The 15,930-nt window shown below is 64.8% G+C and carries 11 protein-coding genes; 3 read left to right on the forward strand and 8 right to left on the reverse strand.

The window, feature by feature from the left end:
• Window positions 1–18: 18 nt before the first annotated feature.
• From QA649_RS15465 to QA649_RS15490, 6 genes are all read right to left on the reverse strand, one after another.
• Window positions 19–1,347 carry an ATP-binding protein gene (locus tag QA649_RS15465; protein WP_283024943.1) on the reverse strand — a complete coding sequence of 443 codons (1,329 nt, stop codon included), beginning with the start codon at window positions 1,345–1,347 and terminating at the stop codon, window positions 19–21.
• A complete protein-coding gene (locus tag QA649_RS15470) occupies window positions 1,344–2,057 on the reverse strand; it encodes a response regulator (RefSeq protein WP_283024944.1) in 714 nt (237 codons plus the stop codon). The genes QA649_RS15465 and QA649_RS15470 overlap by 4 nt, the downstream gene beginning before the upstream one ends.
• Before the next feature lie 90 nt (window positions 2,058–2,147).
• Window positions 2,148–4,100 carry a MacB family efflux pump subunit gene (locus tag QA649_RS15475; protein WP_283024945.1) on the reverse strand — a complete coding sequence of 651 codons (1,953 nt, stop codon included), beginning with the start codon at window positions 4,098–4,100 and terminating at the stop codon, window positions 2,148–2,150.
• A gap of 1 nt (window position 4,101) precedes the next feature.
• Window positions 4,102–5,337 (reverse strand): efflux RND transporter periplasmic adaptor subunit, encoded by a 1,236-nt coding sequence (locus QA649_RS15480; RefSeq protein ID WP_283024946.1) that lies wholly within the window; start codon window positions 5,335–5,337, stop codon window positions 4,102–4,104.
• Window positions 5,334–6,890: an efflux transporter outer membrane subunit gene (locus QA649_RS15485; protein WP_283024947.1), complete on the reverse strand. Its 1,557-nt coding sequence runs from the start codon at window positions 6,888–6,890 to the stop codon at window positions 5,334–5,336. The genes QA649_RS15480 and QA649_RS15485 overlap by 4 nt, the downstream gene beginning before the upstream one ends.
• 1,198 nt (window positions 6,891–8,088) lie before the next feature.
• Window positions 8,089–10,119 carry a TonB-dependent siderophore receptor gene (locus QA649_RS15490; RefSeq protein WP_283024948.1) on the reverse strand — a complete coding sequence of 677 codons (2,031 nt, stop codon included), beginning with the start codon at window positions 10,117–10,119 and terminating at the stop codon, window positions 8,089–8,091.
• 49 nt (window positions 10,120–10,168) lie between these two features.
• Between QA649_RS15490 and QA649_RS15495 the strand changes: the two genes are divergently transcribed.
• Entirely contained in the window at window positions 10,169–10,498 is a 330-nt protein-coding gene (locus QA649_RS15495; protein WP_283024949.1) for a hypothetical protein, read from the forward strand.
• A gap of 196 nt (window positions 10,499–10,694) precedes the next feature.
• On the opposite strand, the gene QA649_RS15500 is transcribed toward QA649_RS15495, so the two are convergent.
• Window positions 10,695–11,063 (reverse strand): hypothetical protein, encoded by a 369-nt coding sequence (locus QA649_RS15500; RefSeq protein ID WP_283024950.1) that lies wholly within the window; start codon window positions 11,061–11,063, stop codon window positions 10,695–10,697.
• A gap of 296 nt (window positions 11,064–11,359) precedes the next feature.
• On the opposite strand from QA649_RS15500, the gene bamA reads away from it, so the two are divergent.
• Complete coding sequence (bamA, locus tag QA649_RS15505) at window positions 11,360–13,873, forward strand: outer membrane protein assembly factor BamA (RefSeq protein ID WP_283024951.1); 2,514 nt, start codon at window positions 11,360–11,362, stop codon at window positions 13,871–13,873.
• 170 nt (window positions 13,874–14,043) lie between these two features.
• Window positions 14,044–14,976 (forward strand): AraC family transcriptional regulator, encoded by a 933-nt coding sequence (locus QA649_RS15510; protein ID WP_283024952.1) that lies wholly within the window; start codon window positions 14,044–14,046, stop codon window positions 14,974–14,976.
• 13 nt (window positions 14,977–14,989) lie between these two features.
• Here QA649_RS15510 and QA649_RS15515 read toward each other — a convergent pair whose 3' ends face one another.
• Window positions 14,990–15,910, reverse strand: coding sequence for a catalase family peroxidase (locus QA649_RS15515; protein WP_283024953.1), 921 nt, complete (start codon window positions 15,908–15,910; stop codon window positions 14,990–14,992).
• Between the last annotated feature and the right edge of the window lie 20 nt (window positions 15,911–15,930).

Here is a 15,930-nt window from a genome sequence, read left to right on the forward strand (position 1 = left end):
CCGACGATTGCCGCGACTTTATGGCCGCGACGCCTCCGGCACCGCGCCGGTCTTGGCGAGCTGCAAGCGCACGCACAGGCCTTTCGGCGTGTTGTCGAGCAGCTCGAGGGTTCCATCATGCGCGGTCACAATCGCCTGCGCGATCGAGAGGCCGAGGCCGAATCCGGTTGTCCCGTCCATGGTGCGGGCGTCCTCGCCGCGCACGAAGGGCTCCAGCATCGCCGTCTTCCTGTCGTCGGGAATGCCGGGTCCATTGTCCGAAACGTCGATGACGAGATGATCTCCCGATATCGACAGCGCGACGTCGATGCTGGTTCCGAAGCGCGTTGCGTTCTGGACGAGGTTGGTGACCGCGCGGATGATCTCGTCCGGCCGCAGCACGAAGGCGGCGCGATCTGGGCCCGAATAAGTCACCGCATGGCCGCTGTCGGAAAACTGCTCGCAGACCATCTGTAGCAGCGCCGCGACATCCACCAGTGTCGGCTTCACCGGGCTTTCACTGCGCAGCAGGGACAGGACCGATTCCAGCATCGACTGCATCTGGTCGAGGTCGCGCACGGTCTGCGTCCGCTGCGCCGGATCCTCGATATATTCCGAGCGCAGTCGCAGCCGCGTGATCGGCGTGCGCAAATCGTGGCTGATGGCCGCGAGCATGCGCGTCCTGTCGTTCATCAGTGCGGTGATGCGCTCGCGCATCCGGTTCAGCGCTCTGGCTGCGGATTTGATCTCCTCCGGTCCGTTTTCCGGCAGCGGCGGCGTGGCCCGGTTCAGGCTGAAATTCTCCGCCGCGCGCGCGAAGGCCGAGAGCGGCGAGGACAGCGCGCGGCCGGCCCAGACGCCGAGCAGCGTGACGCTCGCGACCAGGAACAGCAGCGTCGAGGTCCAGAGGCCGCTGACGAAGGCCGGTATTTGGGGCAATCCCATCGTCGCTTCGAGCACGTCGTCCTTGGCGAGGTAGAACCAGACGCGATCCTGTTCCGCGCCGCTGCCGCGAATGAGCTCAGCCCGGCCGCCGAGTGCGGACGGGATAGGCAGGGGTGTCCGCGCCGGCAGCGGCATAACGGAAGTCGAAACACCGTCCCGCAATTGCAGCTTGAGCGCCGGAAAGGTCCGGCTGATGCTGCCGAGGACGAGAGCGCGCTCCGCCTTGGGCGTGTTGGTGATGATCCGCGCGATCAGCTCGAACTGCTCGACCGGCGTGTCGGTGAGCAGCTTCGGCCGGTTGAGCAGGAAATATCCGGCGATCAGCACGTGGATCAGGAGCAGCGAGACCAGGATCAGGGCGGCGATCTGACCGCTGATCCGCCTGAAGCTGAACAGCGCCAGGATGTCGGCGGCGCGGCTCATGCTTCCTCCACCCTTGGTGTGAAGATGTAGCCGCCGGTGCGGATGGTCTTGATCATGGAGGTGTCTTCGCTGCGGTCGAGCTTGCGGCGGAGACGGCTGACCAGCACGTCGACGCTGCGGCCGAAGCTTCCGCCGGGGCGGCCGCGCGTCATGTTCAAGAGACTGTCGCGGCCGAGAACACGGCCGGCGCGCTCGCAGAAGGCTTGCAGCAGGTCGAACTCGGCGCTGGTCAGCGGCACCTGTGCGCCCTCGGGGTCGCGTAACTCCCGCAGGCGCAGATCGATGGTCCAGTCCTGGAACTTCAGCCGCGTCGCGGTGGAGGCGGCCGTGAGACCGCTCGCGTGCCGGCGCAGCACCGCGTTGATCCGGGCGAGCAGCTCGCGCGGGTTGAACGGTTTTGGCAGATAGTCGTCGGCGCCCATTTCGAGGCCGAGGATGCGGTCGAGGTCCTCGCCCTTTGCGGTGAGGATGATGATCGGCGTCGTCGTTTCCATCCGCAGGCGGCGGCAGAGGCTGAGGCCGTCCTCGCCCGGCAGCATCAGGTCGAGCACGATCAGGTCGGCGCGGTTCTGCGAGAGGTGGCGGTCCATCTCCCTGCCGTTGGTGACGGCGCTGACCGCGAACGAATGCTCGCGCAGGTAACGCGAGATGAGATCGCGGGTCGGCTGGTCGTCCTCGACGATCAGGATGTTGGGCGTGCCGTTGGTCATGGTTGAGATCGCATCGGGGGCGCCGATCGTTGGTCGATTTGCGGACGATTGTCTCGTCCGAAGAACTACGGTCATGGTGCAATCCTACGGTCAGTCACGGCTCAGTGCCACTACGGGGTCGAGGAAGGCGGCGCGGCGGGCGGGGAAGAAGCCGAAGGCGATCCCGATCCCGGTCGAGGTCAGGAATGCCGCGCCGATCGAGAATGCGGAATAGCTGACCTCGAAGCCGGGCACCGCCACGTTGATGGCGATGCCGAGCAGGACCGCGATCAGGATGCCGGCGATGCCGCCGATCGACGAGATCAGGGTCGCCTCCACCAGGAATTGCTGGAGGATGTCGCTGCGCCTCGCGCCCACGGCCATGCGCACGCCGATCTCGCTGATCCGCTCGGACACGGATACCAGCATGATGTTCATGACGCCGATGCCGCCGACCACCAGCGAGATCACTGCGATCGCCGCCACCAGGAAGGCCAGCGTCTGCGTCGTGCTGGTGATGGTGCGGCGGATGTCGTCGGTGTTGAGGATGACGAAGTCCCTCGTGTTGTGCCGCTGCGTCAAGAGCGTGGTCACCGCATCCTGCGCCAGATTGGTCGAGATCTCGTCGCTGATGCGCAAGAGGATGCTGCGCAGCGCGCGGTCGCCGGTGAATTGCGCCTGCACGGTGGTGTAGGGCAGGTAGACCGACAGGTTCTGGTTCGAGCCGAACCCGCCCTGCTGTTGCGCGATGACGCCGACGATGCGGCACGGCACCTTGCCGAGCCAGATGACGCGGCCGATGCCGGAAGTCTGGTCATCGGCAAAGAAGGTCTTTCTGGTGTTGTCGTCGATGACCGCCTGCCGCTCGATGTTGCGGACGGCGTCTGCGTCGAACAGGCGGCCTTTCGCCAGCTTGGCGCCCTTGACCAGGAAATAGCTTTCGCCGACGCCGTTCACGAGCACGTTGGATTCGTTGCCGCGATAGCGCACCGTGGTGTTGGTCGAGACCGTCGGCGTGACGCCGGCAATGAAACCCTGCCGGTCGAGCGCACGGGCATCGTCGAGCACCAGCGTCTTGATCTTGCCGGCGCGCGCATCGCCAAAGTCCTTGCCCGGAAACACCTCGATCGTGTTGGTGCCGAGGCTCGATATGTCCGACAGCACCTTGCGCTGTGACGCATTACCGAGCGCGACGACGGACGACACCGCGGCGATGCCGATGATGATGCCGAGCATGGTCAAAAACGCGCGAAGCCGGTGCGCGGCCATCGCCACCAGCGCCATCCGCGAAGCCTCGCGCAGCCGTCCCAACGCGCCGGTCCAGCCGACGCCGCCGTTCGATGCGGTGCGGGCGACCGGCTCCGACGCGCCCGCGCTCTCTATGCGGCGATCGGCCACGATCCTGCCGTCGCGCAACTCGATGATGCGCCCGGCCCGGGCAGCGACATCGGCATCGTGGGTGACGATGATGATCGTCCGTCCCTCGCGATGCAGCTCTTTGAGGATCTTCAGCACCTCCTCGCCGCTGCGCCGGTCGAGCGCACCGGTTGGCTCGTCCGCCAGGATGACCTCGGCGCCGTTGATCAGCGCCCGCGCGATCGAGATACGTTGCTGCTGGCCGCCGGAAAGCTGGTTCGGGCGATGACCGCCGCGTGTGCCGACGCCGAGCCGCTCGAGCAGCGCGCTCGCGCGCGTCCGGCGCTCACGCGCATTGATGCCGGCATAGACGGCGGGGATCTCGACATTCGCGGCGGCGGTGAGATCGCCGAGCAGATTGTAGCGCTGGAAGATGAAGCCGAAATGCTCGCGCCGCAGCGCGGCCAGCGCGTCGGCATCTAACTCGGAGACATTCTTGCCGGCGACGCGATAGGTCCCGGACGTCGGCCGGTCGAGGCAGCCGAGGATGTTGAGCAGCGTCGATTTGCCCGATCCGGATGAGCCGACGATCGCCACCATCTCGCCGGGCTGGATGCTGAGCGACAAATCGTCGAGCGCCACCACAATGGTGTCGCCGGCCGCGAACTCGCGCCGGATATTCTGGAGATCGATGATCGGGTCGATCATGTCAGGGACCTCCCCCGCCGGGAGGTCCGCCCGGCATGCCGTGCGATGAGGTCTGCTCGTTGGCCTCGCCGGTCACGACCCGTTCGCCCGCCTCTAAGCCGGACCTGATCTCGACCGTGGTGCGATCGTTGAGGCCGGTCTTGACCTCGCGCTCGCTGACGTCGCCGGACGTACTGAGGGTGCGCACCGTGCTGCGTCCATCGGACTTGCGCATCACGGCGAGCGCAGGGATCGTTTTCACCCGCTTGGCCTCGCCGGTGATGATGTGCACCTCGGCGGTCATGTAGGTTCGGAGCGCATAATCCTTGTTGGGAACATTGAAGACGCCGATGTAGTAGATCGCCGTGCTGGTCGAGCTCGACGAACTGGACGAGCTTGAGCTCGACGTCGTGGTCGAGGAGAAGCTCGCATCGTTCTTGATCGATTCGGGCGCCGGCTCGATCTGCTCCAGCCGCGCCTCGTAGCGATGATCCTGGTCGCCGAGGATGGTGAAGTAGAGCGACTGCCCCGGCCTGACCTTGACGATGTCGGCTTCGGAGATCTCCGCCCGCACGGTCATCGTCTCGAGCTGGCCGAGCACGACGATGGTCGGTGCGGACTGCACCGCGTTGACCGTCTGTCCCTCCTGCACCACGGTGGCGAGCACCGTACCGTCGATCGGCGCGGTGATGCGGGTATATTCGAGGTTCACCCGCGCCGTCTCGACGCTGGCCTCGGCGCCGACGATCAGCGCTTCCAGCGCTGCGATCTGGGCGCGGGTCTGGCGCACGGTCGCTTCCGCGCTGTCGAAATCGCTGCGTGAGGTCGCACGCTGTGCCAGCGTCGCCTGCTGGCGCGCGAGGTTGGCCTCGGCCAGCACCAGCGCGGCCTCCTTCTCGGCCTTCTGCGCGCGATAGTTCTTCAGCGACGCCTCCGAGTTGCGCAGATCGTTCTGCTTGGTGACGGGGTCGATCTGGGCGATGACGTCGCCGGCCTTGACCGTGTCGCCGACGCGCACGTTGAGCGCGGTGATCCGGCCCGACACCTGCGCGCCGACCGCGGTCAGCCGCGCCGGCTTCAGCGTGCCGCTGGCGAGCACCTCCTCGCGGAGATCGCTGACCGCGACCTGCGCGGTGATGTAGGATTGCGCCTTGCTCGATGTCCCCGGCGACCGCGTCGCCAGCACCATGCCGGTCGCGACCACAGCAAACACGGCGGCCGCGATCTTCACGCGCTTGACGGTGATGATCACAGTCACTTCTGCGCCTCCCGGACGTGAGGTCCTGTGTTGGTGTCGACGATGGTCGGCGTCGACACGTCGACCGGATCGGCCCAGCCGCCGCCGAGCGCCTTTGCCAGCGAAATGTAATCCTTCGCCGCCGACACCTTGCTCTGGATGAGCGAATCCTCGGCTGAATAGAGCGAGCGTTCGGCGTCGAGCACGTCGATGAAGCTCGCGCTGCCGGTCTCGAACAGCGATCGCGACAGCTTTGCGGCTTCACGGTAGTTCTTCGCCGCCTCCGCCAGCTTGGCGGCACGCACGCGTTCCTGCGACAGCGAGACCAGGGCGTTCTCGACATCTTCGAGCGCGGTGAGCAAGGTCGAGTGGAACGTCGCGAACGCCTGGTCGCGCTGCGCTTCCGCGATCTTGACCGTGGCCAGACGCTTGCCCGCATCGAACACCGGCACGGTGACGGAAGGACCGACCGACCAGCTCACGCTGGAATATTTGGCGAGATCGCCGGCGCGCAGTGCAGAGGTACCAACCGAGCCGGTCAAGGACACTGCCGGATAGCGATCGGCCTCGGCCGCGCCGATCTTGGCGGTGGCCTGCGCCAGCTTGCGCTCGGCGCTGGCGACATCGGGACGGCTCATCAGGAGATCGGCGGGCAGGACCGTCGGCAGCGGCATGCGCGGTGCCGGCACGGGCGCGGACCGCGCCATCAGCGAAGCGACGCCATCCGGCGGCCGTCCCAGCAGGATGCCGAGCCGGTGAATGTCGGCGGCGAGCGCGGTTTGATAGGTCGGAACGTTGGCTTCCGTGCTCGCGGCCTGTGCGGTCGCCTTGGCGAGATCGACGGCGTTGCCGCTGCCGGCCTCGTACTTGCTGCGGGTGAGCTTTTCGGTGTCGCGCTGCGAGACCGCGGTGCGCTGCGCCAGCGCGATCCGGGTCTGATAGCCGCGTGCCTCGACGTAATAGGCGGCGACGTCGCCGATCAGCGTGACGAGGCTGTCGCGCAGATCCTCCTCGGCCGATTGCGCCCCGCGCGCCGCCGCCTCGATGCTTCGCTGCGTGCCGCCGAACAGGTCGAGCTCCCAGCTCGAATCGAAGCTCGCCTGGTGCAGCGTGTAGGGCGCGCTGTCGACGACGGCTGATGCGGAGCCTGAGCTGGTCTTGTTGTCGGTCACCGAGGCCGAGCCGCTGACCGACGGAAACAGGCCGGCGCTGGTCTGCTGCACCGTTGCCCGCGCCTCACGCACCACCGCTTTTGCCTTGGCGACATCGGGATTGGCCTCGACGGCCTGTTCGATCAGGCGGTTGAGCAGGGGATCGCGCAGGCGTAGCCACCAGCGATCGAGCGTGCCTGCGCCGCGCCGCGCAGCGGTCTTGGTGATCCAGTGCGACGGTAGGTCGAGCCTGGGCGGGCCTGCATAGTCCGGCCCGACTGCACAGCCTGCCAATGAGCCGCTCAGTATCAGCGCGAGGCAAACCCCGGCACGGGACAGGACTTCGCGCAGCAGGCGGGGCGTCGGATGACGGTTCTCCTTTGCGGAAGGCAGGGGGATTTCGACGGACAAGTGTGACGGCATCAAATCGGCTGAGATTCATTGGCCTCGCCCGGGAAGGAGGAGGGCGCTCACGGCCCTCGGAGAGGCAGGACGAGGCGGGAACCACTAGCCTAGGGATCGTGGCCTTTCGGCAGCCCGAATGTTGCTGAATGTAAACAGATGTTGCGCGGCATCTCGGCGGCTGCGAGCGTGGGCGGCCAGGGGCGACATCGGTCCTGTTTCGCAGCCGAGTCAAGGGCTGTCGGCGAAAAGATTCCGCTTTGCCGAAATTCGGATTTGTCGTATGTGTCGCCCGTCCCGGCTCATCCTCGAGGGGCGATCATGTGGTCGTCATTTTCGCGAGTCGGGCTTGCGGTGGACGCGGCAGCGTTGGGCGCGAAAGGTGTGGGCAGGGAGGGTAGTCCCCGGTGAGCCCGCGGCCGCGCGCGGACGAACGGCGCTGTCAGGTTCGTCTCGTCTGTAAGTTTCCGGCTCCGTCGACAGGGCTGGGAAAACTGCGGCGAAATGGCGGGCCGCGCGTACGGCAAAACCGTGTGGTCCTGGCCGTCGTTGCTACGGTCAAGCTCTTGCGGAGGCGGTGATCGCGTCAACCGACGCGGTGCTGGTGAATTTCGCGGGAGTGAGGGAGGCCAGAACGAACTCGGCTCCCGGGAGAGCGCGGCATAAGCCGTCCAACCATCGCGCAGGGAAGGCCGAGTGATTGGCTCCACCTGTATGCTGCTGTGCGGTTCCTTTGCGCTACCTCTTCGCGCAGCGGACCGCGGGTGCGAGGTCAGCACCCGGCCTTCCCTGCGCCCTCTTGGACAAGAGGGTGGAGTAACGACGCAAAGCTCGGGCGAATTGCGCCGCGAGAATGTGGAGGCGTGTCTGCATTCAAGATGCGAGCTGGAGGAGCGAGGACGTCGCCTCATACTCCGTCATTGCGAGCGCAGCGAAGCAATCCAGAGTCTTTCCGCGGAGGGATTCTGGATTGCTTCGCTGCGCTCGCAATGACGCTGTCGAGGTGGCAGTGCGTCGATCCATCCCCGTCACCCTGAGGCGGCCGCTTCTTTAGCGGCCCTCGAAGGGCGACGGCCCGGCTGCATCTCGGCCGTGCATCCTTCGAGGCTCCGCTCGCGATGCCTTGCATCGCGAGCTTCGCACCTCAGGATGACGGTGTTGAAAGCTGGATTACACAATGACGAGATTAAGCAATCAGCGCCGCGAACGCTGGCGCGCGCTACCACCGATAGCTCAACGTCCCGATCACCTGGCGCCTTGCGCTGGCGTAGCAATAGCCGGACTGGCAGGTGTCATACGTCTTGTCGAACAGGTTGGTGGCGTTCACGCGCATGTAGGCGCCGCGAAAACTCCGGTCGAGCTTTCCGAGATCGTAGTCGACCACGGCGTCGAACAACGTGACAGCGGCATTCTCGAAAGTATTTTGGTCGTTGCCGAAGTTCGCGCCGATATAGCGCAGGCCGAGGCCCAGTCCCAGTCCTTCCACCGGCGTGCCGGACTGGAACGTGTACTTGCCGAACGCCGCGAACGAGTCTCTCGGGATGCCGGAATACTCATGGCCCGTCGTATCGGGATTGCCCCGCGTGATCACGACGTTGAGATGGGTGTAGGCCGCGGTGAGGTCGAAGCTGGGTGTGAGCGCCAGTTTGGCCTCGAGCTCCAGCCCCTTGGATTCGATCTGTCCGGTGGCCGCCAGGACTGCGATGTTGTCGGGGTTGGTGCGCAGGACATTGTCCTGCTTGATGTCGAACACAGCGCCGGTCAACAGCAGTGGAACATTCGGCATCTGATACTTGACGCCGACTTCCGTTTGCTCCCCGGTGGTCGGCTTGAAGGCGGCTCCCGTCACGTCGACGCCCGTTTGCGGGCTGAACGAGGTGGCGTAGCTGACATAGGGTGCAACGCCGTTGTCGAACACATAGCTCAGGCCCGCGCGACCGGTGAAGGCCGACGGCTTCTGGGTGTCCGGGGTCCCGTCCAGGGTGGTCGTGGTGCTCTGCGAGACCCAGCTCTGGCGCCCGTTGAGCGTCAGGATGAATCCGCCGAGCCTGGCCTGCTCCTGCGCGTAGACTCCGATCTCGTTGGTCGACTGCTTGGTGAAAATCGAGAATGCCGGCGTGGCGATCGCCTGCGTGCCGTAGTTCATGGTCGCAAGATTGAGATCGGGCGCCGGCCCGTACCCGATCTTGTCGTCGTAACGGGAATTGCTGTAGTCGACGCCGAACAGAACGGTGTTCTTGACCGCGCCGAGCATGAACTTGGCTTCGGCCTGGTTGTCGAGCGTGGCGGTCTTGAAATTGTCGAGAATTCGCCAGGCCGAACGCGTCGCGGTCCGGGTCGCGAAGTCGAGGGTATCGATCTGGGTGTACTTCGCGTCGGTGTTGACCTGATAGAACCGGAAATTCTGCCGGACGGTCCAGGTGTCGTTGACGTTGTGCTCGAACGCGTAGCCGACGCGGAACTGCTTCTGGTCCATCGCGCTGAACGCCGGATCGTTCGAGTAGATGTTGGTCAGCTTGCCATCAACCGTGCGCGCGTTGCCGATGCTCGCAGCGGTGCGGCTGGTCTGATACTCGCCGAGGATCGTGAAGGTCGTATCGAGGTTCGGTTTCCAGGTCAGGGCCGGCGCGATATAGGCGCGATCGTCATCATTGCCGGGAAACCAGGTTTTTGCGTCGCGCAACAGGCCCGTCAGCCGGTAATACAACTGGTCGCTGCCGGGGACCGGGCCGCCGACGTCGAAGGCGCCCTGGTAGCGATCGTAATTGCCGGCCTGCAATTGCACCTCGCCGAACGCCGTCTGCGGCGGCCGCTTCGTCGTGACGTCGACGATGCCGCCGGGGGAGCCGAGGCCATAAAGGCCGGAGGCCGGGCCGCGGAGGATAGATACGCTCTCGATTCCATAGGGCTCGATCTTGGGAATGGCGAAATTGCCGCCGCCCTGCCGCAGGCCGTCGCGATAGATGCCGGTATAGGTCACGTCGAAGCCGCGGATGGAAAAGGCGTCGAAGCGCGGATCGTAACCGAATGCCGCGGTCGTGACGCCGGGTGTGTAGTTCACGGCGTCCTTCAGCGTCTGGACGTTGCGATCTTCGAGCTCCTTCTTCGTCACGACGGAGAGCGACTGCGGCGTCTCGATCAGCGGCGTGTTGGTCTTGGTGCCTGCAGTGCCGCTGGTCGCGACGTAGCCGATCGTCGTACCAGTCGCGCCTCCAGCCGCCTGCGGTGCGCGTTTCTGATCGGCTGCCAAATTGCCGCGCCGATTCGTCGTGGCCGCGCGTTGCGACCGCGTGCGCTGATTGGAAGCGGTGCTGTTGCGCGTCTTCGGCGCGCTCGGCGCTTCGACGGTGACCGGTGGCAGGTTGCTGTTCTGGGCCTGTGCCCGGGAAGCCAGGACGTCAACAGATACGAAAACGATCGAACCGAACATCGTGGCGTTGATCGCTGCTGCGCTTCCAAACCAACGAAGTTTCCTCTCCGACAAAGCAACGCCCACCAATGATGATCCCCAATTGCGCCGAACTGATTCACGCGAACGCGCGCAGCTGTGTGCTGATGCGCGTCGAGCGATGCGGACTTCTATGGGTGAAGCGATCGGAATTCCACACGCGCAAAATAGAATTGCTTGAAGTTGCGATGAGCGGATTTGGAATGGTTCGAGAGCAGTGTGGAGAACGTCAAGCCGCGTGCGGCAGATGCGCACACGCGCACGTCATCTCCGCTCGCGCGCGATTGCCAGAGGACGACCGACGCAATACCGATGGAAGCAACGAATTGACTGTCGTTTCGCTCATCGAGACGATGAGCAGAGTTTCCGTAAGCCGGTCACCACGAGATCGGGATTCTCTGCACGAACCCGCCCAGATCCGAGCCCGGGCTCAGTGGCTGGCGATCGAGCGGTCGGTTGTTGTTCTCGCGTGCGAACGAGATGCCGGGCGGGAAGGCGTAGTCGCTGAACTTGCGCTCGCCGGGGAGCAACTCGGTCCCTCCATCCAGCCAGGACCGCTTGCTGACATAGATGCGCGTGTGCGGGCCGGACTGATAGGAGTGGTTGGGGCCGCGCGGACCGTACTCATAGACCGCATTTTGTGTCGTCTGTCGTTGATCGCGCTTGCCGGTCGTCCCGGCATGAGCGGCCAAGGTCGAGGCGAGGAGGGCGACCAGCACCGTTCTGGTCATGACAAGCGCGTTCATCGACGAATACCCATGCGAGTTCCTGATGTCGTGGCCTCTCGCACCGGCTTAAACCTCTGTAAAGAATCCGAGCGTTGCGCGATGTTGCTGAAGGTCTGCATGGGCAAGCCGTATGCGCAGCGGGCTCCATGCCATTCGGTCACCGCCGCAGGCCCGCGCGATCGTCACGGCTGCTGCTTTTGCGTGCTGATCCGCCAATCAAATTGAACGACCGGAAACAATGCAGAAATCACAAAGCCACACCGCGGCCACAGCCGTCTCGTTTCAGAGCAGGCTAGGTGCTCTTGAGGTGTGGAATGTCGTTTTTGCGGCCCTGGCTGATCGCGGTGGTGATGTGCGGTATGTCGATTGCGAGTGCGGGTCCTGTCGCGCTGTTGCCGCAGCCGGCGGCCGCGCAGGCGGTGGAGACGATCGTCGTCGAGGGCAATCGCCGCGTCGAGGCCGAGACCGTGCGCTCCTATTTCAAGCCCGGCCCGGGGGGGCGCCTTGACCAGCCGGCGATCGACGACGGCCTCAAGGCGTTGATCGCGACGGGCTTGTTCCAGGACGTGAAGATCAACCAGGCCGGCGGTCGCATCGTCGTGTCGGTGGTCGAGAATGCCGTGATCGGGCGCATCGCCTTCGAGGGCAACAAGAAGATCAAGGACGAGCAGCTGTCGGCCGAGATCCAGTCCAAGGCGCGCGGGACCTTCTCGCGGGCGCTGGTGCAGTCCGACACGCTGCGAATCGCCGAGATCTACCGCCGCTCCGGCCGCTACGACGTGCGCGTCACGCCCGAGATCATCGACCAGCCGAGCAACCGCGTCGATCTCATCTTCACGATCGTGGAAGGCGTCAAGACCGGGGTGAGGTCGGTCGAGTTCATCGGCAACAGCGCCTACTCGGCCGCGCGCCTGCGCGACGTGATCAAGACACATGAGAGCAATCTGCTCAGCTTCCTCGGCAACAACGACATCTACGACCCCGACCGCATCGAGGCCGATCGCGACCTGATCCGCCGCTTCTATCTCAAGAACGGCTTCGCCGACGCCCAGGTCGTGGCCGCGCTCACCGAATACGATCCGGAGAAGAAGGGTTTCAACGTCACCTTCAAGATCGAGGAGGGCCAGCAATACCGCGTCGGTTCGGTCGATTTCCGCTCCAGCATCGCCAATTTCGACGCGAGCGCGATGCGCTCCTATTCACGCGTCGGTGCCGGCTCGCTCTACAACGTGGAATCGGTCGAGAAGTCGACCGAGGAGATGCAGATCGAGGCCTCGCGTCGCGGCTACGCCTTCGCCGTGGTGCGGCCGAGCGGCGACCGCAACTTCGAGGCGCACACCGTGTCCGTCGTGTTCAACATCGACGAAGGCCCGCGCACCTATATCGAGCGCATCAATCTGCGCGGCAACACGCGCACGCGGGATTACGTCATCCGCCGCGAGTTCGACATCGCGGAAGGAGATGCCTACAACCGCGCGCTGGTCGACCGCGCCGAGCGTCGGCTGAAGAATCTCGACTACTTCAAGAGCGTCAAGATCGTCACCGAGCCGGGCTCCTCCAGCGACCGCGTCATCCTGGTCGTCGACATGGAGGAGAAGTCGACCGGCGACTTCTCGATCTCCGGCGGCTATTCCACGACCGACGGCGCGCTGGCCGAGGTCTCGGTCTCCGAACGCAACCTGCTCGGCAAGGGCCTCTATGCCAAGGCGTCCGTCAGCTACGGCCAGTATTCGCGTGGCATCTCGCTGTCCTTCGTCGAGCCGTATCTGCTCGACTACCGGCTGGCGCTCGGATTCGACACCTATTGGCGCCAACAATTGTCTAACAGCTATACAAGCTACGGCGTGACGACGCTGGGCTTCTCGCCGCGCCTGGGCTTTGCGCTGCGCGAGGATCTCTCGCTGCAGCTCCGTTACTCGCTCTATCAGCAGAGCATCACGCTCGCCAGCGCGTACAACAACTGCAACAACAATGCGTCGAATACGTCGTTGGCCTACAACCCGACGCCGGCCTACATCAAGAATGTTCTGGGCGGCGTGGACCCGACCAATGCCACGGATTCCGGCGTCTACGGTTATGGCTGCTACGGCGATGGCGAGTCGAGCCTGCCGGTCCGGAAGGAACTGGCGAACGGCGCGACCTGGACGTCGGCGCTCGGCTACACGCTGAACTACAACACGCTCGACAACACCAAGAACCCCACGGACGGCTTGCTGATCGACTTCCGTCAGGATTTCGCCGGTGTGGGCGGCGACGTCACCTATCTCAAGACTGCGGTGGACACCAAATACTACACGCCGCTGGTGTCCGAGATCGTCAACGTGATCCACCTGCAGGGCGGCATCCTCAACAAGATCGGCAACAACGATCTGCGCATGCTGGATCACTTCCAGATGGGCCCGAACCTCGTGCGCGGCTTCGCCTCCAACGGCATCGGCCCGCGCGACATCACCTACTATAATTACGGCTCCAACGGTGATGCGCTCGGCGGCACGAAATACTGGGGCGCGTCCATGGAATTGCAGATGCCGTTCTGGTTCCTGCCGAAGGAGGTCGGCCTGAAGGGCGCGGTCTATGCCGATGCCGGCTCGCTCTGGGGCTATCAGGGGCCGACGTCGTGGACCGCCACCGGCGAGGTCAACACCAAGGCCTGTCCGACCTGCGGGCTGCAATATGACGATGGCAACGTGGTGCGCTCGTCGGTCGGCGTCGGCCTGATCTGGGCCTCGCCGTTCGGACCGCTGCGCTTCGACTACGCCGTACCGATCACGAAGGGCAAATACGACATTGTCCAGGAGTTCCGGTTCGGAGGCGGCACCTCCTTCTAGGTCGCGGCGCTGAGGCGGGAAGTCTCGGCATCCGTCGTGCATTTGTGAAAATCTGTGATAGGGCCGGTGCGCGAGTGCGTGGACAGCCCTTGGCGAATGTCCGATAATGTGTCCTGCAAATTGTGGGGCCCTGGGGCCTGCACTTGAGCTTCCACAGAAGGACGATCCCGATGACACAGGCTGGCGCCTACGGGCAGAGGCTTGGACAGTTCCTGCGTTTGAAGGATGCGCCGCCCGCGCTGGTGGCGCGCTCGCTGCGTAGTGCCGAGCTGGCGGTCACCGAGACCCGGAACGACAATCCGGAGCGTGGCCTGTCCGGCTCGCTGTCCGCGGAGGATGCCTTCCTGGTCAGCCTGAAGCTGCACGATTACCCGGATTGCGAGCTCTGGGAGCGCGGCAAATCCGTCATGAGGGCGGACGTTCGCGCCGGTACCACCTACCTCTACGACCTCAAGCGCGATCCGCGCTACGTGATCGACAAGCCGTTCCATTCGCTGTTCTTCTATATTCCACGCTCGGCACTCGACAGCATCGCGGAACAGAGTCATGTACCGCGGGTCGATGATCTCGACTGCCAGGTCGGTGTCGGCCATGATGACGGAATCATCCGCCACATCGGCGCGTCGCTGCAGGAAGGGCTGCGCAGGCCGAACGAGGCCAATCAGCTCTTCATCGACCACATGATGCTCGGTCTCACCGCCCATGTCGCCCAGACCTATGGCGGGCTGCAGCGTAAGTCCGCGCCCGCGCGTGGCGGTCTTGCGCCCTGGCAGGCGAAGCGCGCGTGCGAGCGGCTGGAGGCGGATCTCGGCGGCAAGCTCTCGCTGCAGAAGGTAGCGGCCGAGCTCGATCTCTCGGTCAGCCACTTCTCGCGCGCGTTCCGCATCTCCGTCGGCATGCCACCGCACCAATGGCTGCTGCATCAGCGCGTGAAGGCGGCCAAGCAATTGATGGGCGTCCGCGATCTGCCGCTGTCGGAGATCGCGATGTCGGCCGGCTTCGCCAACCAGAGCCATTTCACGCGCGTATTCTCCTCGATCGCCGGCGTCAGCCCGGCCGTGTGGCGTCGCGAGGCGCTCGGCGCTTCCAGCAGCGAGGCGTGAAGCCGGACGCCTGTCAGCGGCGTTTCGCGAGAGAGATGGTGTAGGCGGCGCGGCGCGCGGCAAAGATCTCGTCCGGCGGGTGGCCGATGCCGTCGGCGAGATTGGCCGGATTGAAGATGGAGGCATCGCAGGCCTGGTCCGGTTCGAAGCCCGTGATCACGATCGTGCCGAGCCGCACCTCCTCGCGATGATCCTCATCCGGCCAGCGTATGGTCACGTCCATGGTGGGGTCGCCCGGGCGGTCGAGCAGCGCCATGACGTTGAAGCGGACATAGCCCGTAGCGATCCGCGCACCCAGATCGTCGCGCAGGAAATCGGCCGGCTTCGTTCTGGCCTCGTCCGCGTTGAGCGTGATCTCGCCGCCGGCCGGAACGACCTTGAATTTGACGAAGCGCGTCTCATTCGCGACATTCGTCGCAGGAAATGAATGCACGCCCCAATAGGTGGTGCCGGCAAGGCTTCCGGGCAGCGGGCGCGCGGCGATGTAGTTCGCCTGATTGAGCGTCTCAGGATTGGCCGCCGAGAACGCCTTCACCTTCGCCATATCAGGCTTGCCATCCGGCCCCGGGATGCGCGCCTCGAGGAAGGCCAGCATCTGGTCGAGCGTTCGTGCAAAATGCACGGGCGCGCTCTCCACGAGGATGTCCGAGCGGTGATCGTCGTCGCCGAGCTTGAAGCTGAAGCCGCGCAGCACCAGATTGTTGGTATCGGCGACGGCAGGGTTACCGCCGCCGACCGAGAAGCGTGCCAGCACGCGCGATGGCCTTGTGAAGCTCTGCGATCGCGTGACTTCTCCCGCCCGGTCCGACGGTGTGTAGGTGCCGCGAACGCACCAGCCCTTGGCAAAGCTGGCGCGGACCTTCGGCGGATTGCCGGCGACGGCCTTCAGGGCTTCGACGATGGAGGCGGGCGTTGCGGCGGGGACGTCGGACATGTGAGCCTTCTCGCGTGGGG

The organism is Bradyrhizobium sp. CB1717 (assembly GCF_029714325.1).
Taxonomy (GTDB): Bacteria; Pseudomonadota; Alphaproteobacteria; order Rhizobiales; family Xanthobacteraceae; genus Bradyrhizobium.

Bases quoted from the DNA above. Each gene is read 5' to 3' on its own strand.
- QA649_RS15465 (WP_283024943.1), bottom strand. From the start codon at position 1,347: ATGAGCCGCGCCGCCGACATCCTGGCGCTGTTCAGCTTCAGGCGGATC.
- QA649_RS15470 (WP_283024944.1), bottom strand. From the start codon at position 2,057: ATGACCAACGGCACGCCCAACATCCTGATCGTCGAGGACGACCAGCCG.
- QA649_RS15475 (WP_283024945.1), bottom strand. From the start codon at position 4,100: ATGATCGACCCGATCATCGATCTCCAGAATATCCGGCGCGAGTTCGCG.
- QA649_RS15485 (WP_283024947.1), bottom strand. From the start codon at position 6,890: ATGCCGTCACACTTGTCCGTCGAAATCCCCCTGCCTTCCGCAAAGGAG.
- QA649_RS15500 (WP_283024950.1), bottom strand. From the start codon at position 11,063: ATGAACGCGCTTGTCATGACCAGAACGGTGCTGGTCGCCCTCCTCGCC.
- bamA (WP_283024951.1), top strand. From the start codon at position 11,360: ATGTCGTTTTTGCGGCCCTGGCTGATCGCGGTGGTGATGTGCGGTATG.
- QA649_RS15510 (WP_283024952.1), top strand. From the start codon at position 14,044: ATGACACAGGCTGGCGCCTACGGGCAGAGGCTTGGACAGTTCCTGCGT.
- QA649_RS15515 (WP_283024953.1), bottom strand. From the start codon at position 15,910: ATGTCCGACGTCCCCGCCGCAACGCCCGCCTCCATCGTCGAAGCCCTG.